Source organism: Gilliamella sp. W8126 (assembly GCF_016102185.1).
In the GTDB taxonomy this organism is placed as follows: Bacteria; Pseudomonadota; Gammaproteobacteria; order Enterobacterales; family Orbaceae; genus Gilliamella; species Gilliamella apis_A.
Genome location: NZ_JACFPE010000001.1, coordinates 418441 through 431530 on the forward strand (window position 1 = coordinate 418441; position 13090 = coordinate 431530).

Annotated in this window: 11 protein-coding genes; 3 read left to right on the top strand and 8 right to left on the bottom strand. The window is 35.5% G+C overall.

Translation table 11 applies throughout. The annotated features are described in order from the left end of the window. Positions 1–4: 4 nt before the first annotated feature. The 3 genes from H3S74_RS01905 to H3S74_RS01915 are packed head-to-tail and all read left to right on the top strand — an operon-like array spanning position 5 to position 3150. The gene (locus H3S74_RS01905) at positions 5–1306 is read left to right on the top strand and encodes a DUF2868 domain-containing protein (RefSeq protein WP_198247095.1); all 1302 of its coding nucleotides are present in this window, start codon (positions 5–7) and stop codon (positions 1304–1306) included. A gap of 1 nt (position 1307) precedes the next feature. Then, positions 1308–2672, top strand: a complete 1365-nt coding sequence (locus H3S74_RS01910; RefSeq protein ID WP_198221599.1) for a DUF3482 domain-containing protein — start codon at positions 1308–1310, stop codon at positions 2670–2672. After that, positions 2614–3150 (top strand): C40 family peptidase, encoded by a 537-nt coding sequence (locus tag H3S74_RS01915; protein ID WP_110448108.1) that lies wholly within the window; start codon positions 2614–2616, stop codon positions 3148–3150. Before H3S74_RS01910 ends, H3S74_RS01915 begins: the two co-directional genes overlap by 59 nt. Before the next feature lie 67 nt (positions 3151–3217). Here H3S74_RS01915 and H3S74_RS01920 read toward each other — a convergent pair whose 3' ends face one another. From H3S74_RS01920 to rsmE, 8 genes are all read right to left on the bottom strand, one after another. Beyond that, entirely contained in the window at positions 3218–4405 is a 1188-nt protein-coding gene (locus H3S74_RS01920) for a histidinol-phosphate transaminase (protein ID WP_198247096.1), read from the bottom strand. 286 nt (positions 4406–4691) lie between these two features. After that, complete coding sequence (nifJ, locus tag H3S74_RS01925; protein ID WP_198247097.1) at positions 4692–8234, bottom strand: pyruvate:ferredoxin (flavodoxin) oxidoreductase; 3543 nt, start codon at positions 8232–8234, stop codon at positions 4692–4694. Between the two features lie 289 nt (positions 8235–8523). Further along, positions 8524–9561: a phosphoribosylformylglycinamidine cyclo-ligase gene (purM, locus tag H3S74_RS01930; RefSeq protein WP_198247098.1), complete on the bottom strand. Its 1038-nt coding sequence runs from the start codon at positions 9559–9561 to the stop codon at positions 8524–8526. A 95-nt stretch (positions 9562–9656) separates the two neighbouring features. Continuing rightward, complete coding sequence (gene ruvX / locus H3S74_RS01935; RefSeq protein WP_232351535.1) at positions 9657–10073, bottom strand: Holliday junction resolvase RuvX; 417 nt, start codon at positions 10071–10073, stop codon at positions 9657–9659. 3 nt (positions 10074–10076) lie between these two features. Beyond that, positions 10077–10634 (bottom strand): YqgE/AlgH family protein, encoded by a 558-nt coding sequence (locus H3S74_RS01940; protein ID WP_110448103.1) that lies wholly within the window; start codon positions 10632–10634, stop codon positions 10077–10079. Positions 10635–10655: 21 nt separating this feature from the next. Continuing rightward, complete coding sequence (locus tag H3S74_RS01945; protein WP_110448102.1) at positions 10656–11111, bottom strand: GNAT family N-acetyltransferase; 456 nt, start codon at positions 11109–11111, stop codon at positions 10656–10658. Positions 11112–11113: 2 nt separating this feature from the next. Further along, entirely contained in the window at positions 11114–12070 is a 957-nt protein-coding gene (gshB, locus tag H3S74_RS01950; RefSeq protein ID WP_198247099.1) for a glutathione synthase, read from the bottom strand. A gap of 196 nt (positions 12071–12266) precedes the next feature. Further along, positions 12267–12992, bottom strand: a complete 726-nt coding sequence (rsmE, locus tag H3S74_RS01955) for a 16S rRNA (uracil(1498)-N(3))-methyltransferase (RefSeq protein WP_198247100.1) — start codon at positions 12990–12992, stop codon at positions 12267–12269. Between the last annotated feature and the right edge of the window lie 98 nt (positions 12993–13090).

Consider the following 13090-nt stretch of genomic DNA (forward strand, 5'->3'; position numbering starts at 1 on the left):
TAAAATGCGTGAAAAGCTAAAATCTTTATGGCTTACTGAAACTATTCATTTAATTGAGTCACAATCTGGACGCTTTGCTGATCAAGATATTAATCGGCAAGTTAAAGCTATGCCAACATCTTTGGTTAATCGTATTGTTATGCGAGCTACCTTATTATCTAAACAAAATGGTTTATATTTGGCACAAAAAGTCATGTTGCGCTCAATTAAGCTCTCATTTTTGCTATTATTGTTTTTTTCGCTTTTTATCGGTAGCTCGTTGACATTTGGCGCATTAAGTCAAAATCCAATCAATTTATATTGGGCGTTATTCAGTTTATTGGGGGTTCATTTTATTACGCTAATTATCTGGCTTTGCTCATTGTTATTTTTTTCTCGGTTTGGTGGTAGCCTATTAATTCACTGTTGGTTATGGATAGCAGAAAAACTTTACCAAAAAAAGACCGTAAAACAACTTGTTCCCGCTTTTGTTTCATTATTTGGTTATCGAATTCGTTGGTTATTAGGTTTTGTTCTTAATCTGTTTTGGACAGTTATTTTGACTAGCGCTTTAATCGTTTTGCTAGTACTTTTTTCTACACAACATTATAGTTTTGAATGGAAAACAACTTTATTAAGTGCGGATTCAATTACCCAATTGACTCATTATTTAGGTTATTTACCTTCTTGGTTTGGATTTTCTATTCCAAAAGATGAAGTGATTAAACTTAGTGAACATGCATTAAGTGCTGGTGATATTCGTTCTTCATGGGCGATATGGTTACTTGGCGTTTTTATTTTTTATGGCTTAATTGTTCGTTTATTTCTAATGATTTTTTGTGGTGTCATCTGGATGGTAAGCAGTCGTAAGCTTAAATTAAATTTAGATGATCCAGATTATCAAATACTAGCACGACAATTGCAGCCATTAGTCACTAATGTAGAAGATGAAGATAAATTAGGTGAAATTAGATGGCAATTGCCGATTTCGCAAATTGAAGAAGGACATGGTATCTATTTGGTTGCAGTGGACATCGTTGACAGTTGGAAACCGGCAACTATTGTTCCGTTCTATGGATTTCTCAATACCCGTGAACAACGGATTGCTATATTAGATCATTTGCAACTAAAACCGGCGAAAAAATTATTAATTGCCATCGATACTGATCGAGCACCTGATCGAGGATTATTGAACTTTATTCAACAGTTAATTAATAAATCACAGCAATCTCGGATATGGTTTATTAATCAAGGAAAGCAATTTCATAATTGGCAATCGTTATCTTTACCATTAGCTAATCCTAATTGGTTAGAGCAGGATAATTAATATGATAACTTCATTGAAATTAGCGATAGTTGGTCATGCAAATTTTGGTAAAACTTCGCTTTTACGAGCATTATCGTACAATAGTCATTTTGGTGATGTTTCAGATAAACCTGGCACCACAAGACACGTCGAGTCGATTAAGTTGCCGTTGGCTAATGATACTGACATCACTTTTTATGATACTCCTGGTTTTGAAGATAGTTTGGCACTTTATGATTATATAACACAACTTTTACCAGCAAATACTAAGCTTGATGGTATCGATAAATTAACGAATTTTTTACAAAGTCCAGAGGCTGAAAACCTTTTTAATCAAGAAGCAAAAGTCATTAGACAAGTGTTAAATTGTGATGCAGCTATTTATGTCATCGATGTGAGAGAGCCTGTGCTACCTAAATATCACGATGAATTAGCCATCTTAGCGAATAGTGATAAACCCATTCTTGCTGTCCTTAACTTCACTTCAACTAAAGAACAAAACGAAAAGGAATGGAAAAGATTGCTTTCAAGAATGGGGATCCATGCTATCATTGGGTTCGACGCTATGTTTCCACCCATAGATGGTGAGGAAAAATTATACAAAAGTTTAGCTTTATTAATTGAACCAGCTAAAAAAATATTGGATAATTGGTTAGATAATATTACGAGGATTCGTGAATCGCGTAATCATACAGCAAATAAGCTTATTGCCGAAGCATTGGTTGATGTGACTGCTTTTTATAAAATGGCAAAATCGGATGATAATCAAGCTGTAACTGATATGCAAAATAAAGTCAGGTTACGTGAACAAAAAGTAATTAACGATTTATTGCAACTATATCAATTTGATTCAACTCAAGAGAGTGAAGAGAATCTACCTTTAATTAAAGGTAGATATAATGCTGATTTGTTTAACTTAGATGCGTTGAAATTGATGGGTATGCATTTGACCAAAGGATTTGTGTCTGGCGCAACTATCGGAGCTAGTATTGATTTAGCTACCGGTGGATTATCCTTTGGTTCAGCTGCGTTAATTGGCGCTGCGGTGGGTAGTTTGATGCAAACTGCAAAGCATTATGGATCTAGAATGCGCTATCAGTTTTCTGGATATAGTAAATTAAGTGTTGATGATGTGATTATTTGTTTTCTTTCTTTACGATTAGTTCAACTAAAAGAGAGTCTAAATTATCGCAGCCACGCGAACACCAGCCCGATTAGGTTATCTAGATTAGATAAAAACGAGTGGCAAAAAGGTGTGTTACCTAAAAGTCTAAAGGTAGCGAGACGTTATTCGCAGTGGTCGACTTTAAATAAAGGATCAAAAAGAAATGATAAAAAAAGACAGTCGGTTATTAATCAAGTTGCGCAACAATTGCAGCAGTGTTAGAAAACGATGTTTAGTAATTTCACTTATTTTTTCTCTGTTTGTATTGTTTGGTTGTAGTAGTAGTCAGGGGCAAGTAGCTGTAAATAAATCAGATCCAGTTATTTTGGCAAAAATCGATCAACATTATAAAAAATGGAAAAAAACCCCATATCGTTATGGTGGGACGACTTTAGCCGGTAGTGATTGTTCTGCTTTAGTCATGAATTTCTACAAAAATAGATTGGCAAAAACGCTACCAAGAAGTGCTGCTGAACAAGCTAAATTAGGTTATAAAGTTACCACCCCTAAAGCTGGTGATTTAGTATTTTTTAAAACTGGCCGTAGTCGAAGTGGTTTGCATGTTGGCATCTATTATGCTGATGGTAAATTCCTACATGCTTCGACATCAAAAGGTGTTATTTTCTCTAATTTAAAAGAAGATTATTGGAAAAAACATTATTGGATGACTCGTCGGGTAATTGATACTAAAGTTAAATAAAATTTTGACTCACTGATATGAAATATATTCAGTGAGTCTTTGTTTCCTTTCCTTAGTTTTTCCAATTTTATATCAGTGATTTTTCTCTTAAACCATATAACACATTGGCAACATACAACATTTCGCCAGGTGTTCCCAATGATATTCGGCACCAGTTGGTAGCTGGATTAAAATCACGTCCTATTAATATAAAATTTTTCTTCATTAATTCACGATATTGTCCCAACTCAATAGGGCTCTTATGAAAGATAAAGTTTGTTTCTGATTTAAGATAGTGTAATCCTAATTCTGACAATACTTTTTCCATAATATTACGTGATACATCAGTTGCTTTCTTTGAGTAGGTCAAAAATTGATTATCATCGATTGATGCAAGAGCTGCACAAACTCCACAGTAATTCAGTTTTTCACCTGCTACATACTGACCAATATTTTTGATATTATCTGGCGAACTGACAACATAACCGACTCGCAAACCTGCCATAGCATGAATTTTTGAAAAAGTTTTCAGTAAAATAATATTGCTATAACCTTGAAAAATTAAACTATCAACAGAACGGAATACCGGATCATTGACAAACTCGGCATAAGCTTCATCAATAATAAATAATGTATTTTTAGGCTTACTTGTTATCCACGATTCAACTTCTTTGTAACCAATTACCGTAGATGTAGGATTGTTCGGATTTACTAGATAAACAATCGAAAATCCTTGATGATTTTCAACCGCTTTGCGCAAACCGTTAATATCAATTTGCCAATCTTTTAATGAAGGAACTTTAGTTATTTTCAAATTAAAAGTTTTAGCGAAATGCTCCCCATCACCATAAGTCAATTCTGGAATAACTAGTTGAGTGTTAGGATTTATATGAGCAGCAATGGCACTACGAATACCCTCAGATGATCCTGCTGTTAATAAAATATGTTCCTCGCTAACATTATGATACTGTGCTAATCTTTTACTCAATAGCAGTATTTCAGCTTTAGCATATCGATTAGCTTTCGGAACCGCATCTATAGCTGCTTGTTTGGCTGTTCCCGACATACCTATGGCATTTTCATTAAAGTTGAGTCTAACTGGATTATCTAGACTAGGTGTAACAGCTGTATCCATTACCGGAAGTGAGAATGAAATCGTTTTTTGTAACTCGCTAGCATAGGCTTTAGATAATAATTGATTTACAGATAACCCAGCAATAGCTGCAGTAGAAAAACCCAATAATGTTCTACGACTAATGTTTAAATTTGTTACCATAATTCACCTCACGTTCAGTCCGCTTTTACAAATATAAAATACAGCAAGATTCATACCAATTTAATAAACAAATAGAAATAACTGATATCAAATTGATAAAATTAAAGATTGGTGAATTTATGATGTTTGAATACTAATTAGCTAGATTGAAAAGCGCACTAATTTAGTTCGGATTTGCACTGCATTATGTCAATGTTTAAGATCATTGCTACTATTAATGAATATACGAACAATGATCTTAAGACCTCATAACTAAGACTATTTTTGCCTGATAGTTACTTTGTTATTAACTATCTGCTGGTGTTTCAATATCAGAATAGGTTGCCAGCATTTGCAAGAATTTATATTTAGAATTTACCATTTTAGTTGATTGCTCATGTAAAGTATTGGCAATAACTGGTTCAAGTGTTTCTAAACGACGGAAACGTTGCTCTTTAAGTAAAACATCCGTTAATGATTGACTGTTTGGTGCTTTAGAGTCTAACACTAAACCTGGTTTTCCTTCTTGCATGCGGCGTGGATCATAACGATATAGCGGCCAGAAACCAGATTTAACTAAATCTTTCATCTGTTCATGAGATTTAGATAAGTCGTAACCATGTTCTTCACAAGGGCTATAAGCAATAACCAGAGAAGGGCCATCATAAGCTTCGGCTTCTTGTAATGCTTTAAGTGTTTGGTTCAATTGCGAACCTAAAGCAACTTGAGCGACATAAACGTGGCCATACATCATTACACTGACCCCAAGATCTTTACGAGCTTTATGTTTACCTAAATCTGCAAATTTGGATACAGCTCCCATCGGTGTTGCTTTAGATTGCTGTCCTCCTGTATTCGAGTAGCATTGGGTATCGAGCACTAAGATGTTAACGTTTTCGGTTAAACTCATTACATGATCGAGTCCACCGAAGCCAATATCATAAGCCCAACCATCACCACCAATAGCCCATACTGATTTATCAATCAGATAATTAGCATCTTGCATTAACTCCTTAGCTTCAGCTGAAGTTAAATGCGCTAATTGTTGACGTAATAAATTAACTTGAGTTCGTTTTTCATCAATTGATAAATCTGGTGATTGTAAATTAATAACAATCTCTGGCGAAATCTCACCGGCAACATGTTCAAGCAAACGTAATGCTCGTTTTTTATGTTGATCATAAGTAATACGATAACCAAGTGCAAATTCGGCATTATCTTCAAATAGTGAATTTGCCCAAGCCGGTCCACGGCCATTGCGATCGGTTGTATATGGTGAAGATGGTAAATTACCACCATAAATTGACGAGCAACCCGTTGCATTAGCAATAGCGAGATGATCACCATATAATTGGGTTAGTAGTTTGATGTATGGTGTTTCACCACAACCGGCACAAGCACCAGAATATTCAAATAAAGGTGTTAATAGTTGTGATGTACGTACATCAATTCGTTCTAGCGTTTTGATTTCCCGATCAGGAAGGTCGGTGAAATAATTATAGTTAGCACGCTGAGTTTCTAAATTGTCAATTCGTGAACGCATGTTAATGGCTTTAACATCAAAGTTATTACGGTCACGTGAAGGACAAACTTCAACACATAAATTACATCCGGTACAATCTTCAGGCGCAACTTGTAAAACATAACGTTGACCTTTCATATCTCGAGCTTTTACTTCAAGTGAGCTTAGTGATTCTGGTGCATTGATCATATCTTCTGGTTCAACAACTTTTGCTCGAATGGCTGCATGCGGACAAGCAACTGCACAATGGTTACATTGAGTACAAAGTTCAGATTGCCAGATTGGTATTTCTTCAGCAATATTACGTTTTTCCCATTTGGTGGTGCCAACTGGCCATGTTCCATCGGGTGGAAAGGCTGAAACAGGTAAACTATCACCTAAGCCAGCTAACATAGTTGCAGTGACCATTTTAACAAAATCAGGGGCGTTGCTTGGCACAACTGGCGGACGTGATGAACTACTTTCATCCACGCAACTTAATGGAATTTGCTCAAGAGATGCAATGGCTAAATCGAGTGCTTTCCAGTTATTTTCAACAATATCTTGTCCTTTACTGCTGTAACTTTTGGCAATAACTTCTTTTAGCTGTGAAATGCTAAAGTCATTTTTAAATATTTCTGATAAATGGAAGAATGCAGCTTGCATGACCGTATTAATTCTTGCACCTAAATTACATTCTCGAGCAATTTTAGCTGCATTAATAATATAAAAATGTGCTTTTTTCTTAATTAATTGAATTTGCACTTCTTTAGGTAATCTATGCCAAACCTCATCCTTACTATAAGGTGTATTTAGTAAGAAAATACCATCATCTTTTAATCTTTCAACTATTTGATATTTGTCGATAAACTGATCTTGATGACAACCGATAAAATGGGCACTGGTTATCAAATATGGTGAATCTATTGGTTCAAGGTTAACTCGAAGATGAGACGTGGTTAAACCACCTGCTTTTTTCGAATCGTAAACAAAATAACCTTGTACATAAAATGGCGAACTATCACCAATGATTTTGATATTATTTTTGGTCGCTGAAACCGTACCATCACTGCCTAAACCATAAAATAGTGCTTCAAGTGCTGATTTTTGTGGGATGGATTTTTCTGGTAATGGCAGTGACAAACCGGTTATATCGTCATAAATCCCAACGGTAAAGCGAGGTTTAGGTTTCTCTGTTGTCAGTTCATTAAAAATGGCTAATACACAGCGAGGATCGAACTCTTTCGATGATAAACCATAACGACCACCAATAATTTGCGGTAAATGGTTTCGTTCGCCACGTGAAAAACTCTCAGCAAAGGCTGTCATTACATCTAGATAAAGAGGTTCAGCTTGTGCTCCAGGTTCTTTAGTACGATCTAGTACTGCGATTTTTTTCACAGTTTGCGGAATAACGTCAAGTAGATGAGTTGCTGAAAATGGTCGGAATAATCTTACGATAACGACACCAACTTTTTCGTCATTTTTAATCAGATGATCGACAACTTCCTTCGTGGTGCTGACGCCGGAGCCCATAATGACAATGATACGTTCAGCATCTTTTGCGCCATAATATTCGAAAGGTTGATACTTCCTACCTGTCTCTTTTTCAAAGGCTTGCATAGCATCAGCAACATGATTGAAAGTATTCTCATAATATGGATTAACTGCTTCACGGCACTGGAAATAGGTATCAGGATTAGCTGATGTTCCACGAATGACTGGGTTATCAGGCGTTAAGGCGCGGTGGCGAAAAGCATCAATAGCTTGATGGGGAAGCAAATTACGAATCTGTTCATCACTGATTGGATAAATTTTATTTACCTCGTGTGAAGTTCTAAAACCATCAAAAAAATGAATAAATGGTACTCTACTATTGAGTGTTGCAATTTGCGAGATTAAGGCTAAATCTTGTGCTTCTTGTACCGAGCTAGAACACAACATGGCAAAACCAGTTTGCCTGACAGACATAACATCAGAATGATCACCAAAAATAGACAAGGCATGAGTTGCAACAGTACGGGCAGCAACATGTAATACAAATGGTGTTAATTCCCCAGCTATTTTATATAGCGAAGGAATCATTAATAACAGACCTTGCGATGAAGTAAATGATGTTGCTAATGCCCCAGTCATTAATGCGCCATGTACGGTTGATATTGCTCCTGCTTCGGATTGCATTTCAACGACTTTCGGCGTATCACCAAAAACATTAGGTTTATTGAATTCCGCCCACGTGCTGGCTTGTTCAGCCATAGATGAACTTGGAGTTATTGGATAAATAGCAATGACTTCGTTTGCACGATATGCGACAGATGACACCGCACTATTAGCATCTGATATGATCATTAAAAAACCTTGTATCTTAGAGTATTATGACATTACTTAGTTATAATAATTTTGCATATTGTACCAGAAACTAAGATAGCTTTTAGTTATTTTTGAGTTAAATTTTTGGCTAACTATACGTTTTTAGTAAAAATAAATAAGGAAGGGTATTGGTATAGAAAAACATAAGACGCAAATATTAGGTTGATACTGCAAGGAATTTCTTTGAAGATTTTTATATCAATAATTTTTGTCCAGTAATATTAGCTGATTAGTTACAATTACTAGACAAAAATTGATATTGTATATATTACTGAATAACAACTCGTTCAGTTGATGAAGAGTGTTTTATTTCGCCAAGTAACCAAGCTTTTTCACCATGCTGATTAAGTAAATTAATTGCTTGTTCGGCTAACTGTTTTGGTAAAGCGATGATTAAACCTACTCCACAATTGAAAGTACGGTACATTTCATGACGGCTTACATTACCTGCTTGTTGTAACCAATTAAAGATGGCCGGCCATTGCCAACTAGATTCATCAATAACAGCTTGAGTGTTATCAGGTAAAACTCGTGGAATGTTTTCCCAAAAACCACCGCCAGTAATGTGTGCAATAGCATGAACATCGATTTTTGAAATCAAATCAAGTACTGATTTTACATAAATCTTAGTTGGCGCAAGTAAGTGATCTGCTAATGGTTTTCCGTCTAATTGTTCTGTTGCTGGATTAACACCACTAACTTCGATAATTTTACGTACTAATGAATAACCATTTGAATGCGCACCATTTGATGCAAGGGCAATTAGTGCATCGCCATCTTGAACTTTACTACCATCAATCATTTCTGATTTTTCAACTACACCGACACAAAAGCCGGCTAAGTCATAATCATCGCCATGATACATACCAGGCATTTCTGCAGTTTCACCGCCAACCAATGCACACCCAGATTGTTTACAACCTTCCGCAATACCCGTAACAACTGTTGCGGCAACATCGACATTTAATTTACCTGTAGCATAATAGTCGAGGAAAAATAAAGGCTCAGCTCCTTGAACAATTAAATCATTAACGCACATAGCAACCAAATCAATACCAATTGATTCATGGCGATTTAAATCCATTGCAAGGCGTAATTTAGTGCCAACACCATCAGTACCTGAAACTAAAATAGGTTGTTTATATTTTTCCGGAATTGCACATAATGCACCAAAACCACCAAGTCCACCCATAACTTCAGGACGTTTGGTCTCTTTTACGACAGATTTAATACGATCAACCAATTCATTGCCAGCATCGATATCGACACCAGCATCTTTATAGCTAAGAGATTTATTATTTGACACGGGGAGCAGTCCTTTCAATAGAAAAAATTGCTTGTTATTTTAGCAAGGATGAAATTTATTGGCGACTAATTATTGTTAAAATAATTTCTTGATTATCAAGATTCGCTATTTTCGAACCAACTTTCTAAAATAATAATTGCCGAAGTCGCATCAACATGGCCTTTTTCAAGGGCTCGGTAGCCACGTGAAGCAAAGATATGTGATTTTGCTTCAACGGTTGATAACCGTTCATCTTGTAAATGAACTTGATAGCCAAACATTCCATGCAGACGGTTTGCAAATTTGCGTGCTCTTGCGGTTAATGGTTGCTCTGTGCCATCCATATTTAGTGGCAATCCTACCACTAAATAATCAGGTTTCCATTCATTAAGTACTTTTTCTATTGACTGCCAATTAGGGATGCCATCTCGAGCTTTGAATGAACAAAGTGGATTCGCAGTCTTGGTTATATCTTGACCGATAGCTGCGCCGATGCTCGCTGTACCAAAATCAAATGCAATGATGGTAGCCATAATTTATGCGTTACCCATTTGAGGTGAAATCATTTTAATATTAATGCCCAATGATTCAGCTGCTTTCTGCCAACGATCTTCAATAGCTACCTCGAAGATAATTGCAGGATCAACATCGGTAACTAACCAATCATTTTTTGCTACTTCACTTTCAAGTTGTAATGATTGCCAACTTGAATAACCTAATGCTAAGAAAAGATCTTTTGGTTGTTCTGGTGAGCCAATAGATTTTAATGCATCGAGAGATGTGGTAATCATGATATCATCAGAAATTTTTATACTTGAAGCAAACCCTTGATGAGGAGTATGGAGAATAAATCCTTGCTCTTCTGCAAGCGGGCCGCCACAAAACACGGGGTGTTCAAGTTCAGCACAACTTTTTGATGCGGTTATTTCTAAACGGGATAATACCGTTTCTACGTTGAGATCAACAATGGGTTTATTAATAATAATCCCCATTGCACCATCACGATTATGTTCACAAATATATATTACTGAACGACTAAAAATTGAGTCATTAACAGTAGGCATGGCTATAATAAAATGATTTTTTAAATTCATATGCTCACATTGTCGTTAAATTTATAATGCACATTTACCTATTTTGACTTTATGTTCAACATTACAGCGCATTAATATTTCAGGATGATTGGTTTCTTCATTAATTGATTCACCAACAATTTCAAAATTTTGTGATAAATAAAAGTTAATTGCATCACTATTTTGTTTGTAAACATGTACCATTAATTCGTTATGACGTTGTTTGGCCTTTTCAACTAATGCTGCCCCCGTACCTTGATGACGAGAATTTTTTTCAACATATAAACCTGAGATATAATTTTCAGTTAGGCCAATAAAACCAACAACAACGCCGTTGATATCTTGAACATATATTGTTGACATTGGGATCAACATCTTCACTAATTCAAAATTTTGTTTAAAAAACTCAGGATCGATAAAATTATGTGCTTGTTCATTACCTTGAAGCCAAATTGTCATTATGGCATCTAAATCTTTTGCTTGATATTCTCTAATCATTTTTAACTCTTTATATTTAATCTTGATTCAATAGCATCCATTAATAAACCTGTGATTGATAAATCTGGGTTGGCAGCTTCAATTTCTCGAACACAAGTCGGGCTAGTAACGTTAATTTCGGTTAGTTTGTCACCAATAATATCAAGTCCCACAAATAGTAGTCCTTTTTGTTTCAAAACAGGACCGATACTGTTAGCGATTTGCCAATCACTATCACTTAATGGTCTGACTTCACCATGTCCACCAGCTGCTAAGTTTCCTCGTGTTTCCCCTTTTTGTGGGATTCTTGCTAAGCAGTAAGGCACGGGTACACCGTCGACAACTAAAACCCGTTTATCTCCATCTTTGATTGCAGGAATAAATGTTTGCGCCATGCAATAACGGGTATTATGTTCAGTAAGCGTTTCAATAATCACCGAAACATTGGGATCATCTTGTTTTACTCTAAAAATTGACGAACCACCCATGCCATCTAGTGGTTTTAAAATGATATCATGATATTGTTGATGAAAAGCCTTAATTTGTGATGTCTGGCGAGTAACTAGGGTTTCAGGTGTAAAATTAGCAAACCAAGCCGTAAATAATTTTTCGTTACAATCACGCAGACTTTGGGGTTTGTTTACTACCAATACTCCTTTCTCTTCTGCACGCTCTAATATATAGGTTGCATAGATAAATTCAGTATCAAAAGGCGGATCTTTGCGCATTAATATTACATCAAGTTCACTTAATGCTATAGTCTGTTCGTCTCCAAAATCAAACCAATGCTCACTATTGTTATGAACTGTTACTGTACGTGTTGTTGCACTAGCTTCTCCATTGCGTAAAAACAGATCATTCATTTCCATATAATAAAGTTGATAGCCGCGTTTTTGTGCTTCAAGTAGCATCGCAAAACTAGTATCTTTTTTTAATTTGATATGGCTAATGGGGTCCATAACAATACCAAGTTTGATCATGGTAACTCCTTACTGATTATATTTGATTTTACTGAATTCGGTGTTGATGATTTGCATGCTGCTCTACCTATTTAATAATTTATATAAAATCAAGGTAGAAAGAGGTATTAGCAATAATAATCAAGTTTTCAACTATCATACCCGTTACCGATTAATAAGCAAAGCAATCATTTGTTAACTTATTTATTTCTTGCGACTAACCTAAATCACCTAAACGAACTTGAAGGGCTGTTATTGCAGTTAACGCCGCTGTTTCAGTACGTAATACTCTCGGTCCAAGCAAAATATCAGTAAATTGATATTGATGAGTCATGCTAATTTCTTCATTAGATAGGCCGCCTTCCGGCCCAATTAATAAACTAATATTTTTGTTATCATTCGGTAATTGATTTATTCCTTGTTCGGCTTTAGGGTGTAAGTTAAGTTTTAAACTATCGGTTAAATTTGCACACCAATTTTCTAATTTCATTACTGGATTGATGCTTGGGATGATATTTCGTCCACATTGTTCACAAGCCGAAATAACAATTTTTTGCCATTGCTGAACTTTCTTTTCGAGTCTTTCTTGATCGAGTTTGACGCCACAACGTTCTGAAAGTAGGGGAGTAATGGTATTAACACCTAATTCTACCGATTTTTGAATAGTAAACTCCATTTTATCACCCCGAGAAATCACTTGTCCTAAATGAATGTTCAATGGTGATTCTCGATTATCTAACATACTGTTTGCTGTTTTAACAATAACCGTTTTTTTATTAACTTCATGTATTACGGCAGGCGTAATTTGGTTGGAACCATCAAAAAGAGTAATTGATTCCCCCGTTTTCATTCTTAATACTCGAATAAGGTGATTAAAAGCATTATCATCCAAAGTGATCAAACTATTTTGATTGATTGTGTAAGGCTGAAAAATTCGCGTCATATAAACTATTATTTACTATTATTTAAAATAAATTATAGCGTAATTTATTAAGATTCGGTAATCTCTATTTTAAACAATATCTATATTTGGAATAGAAT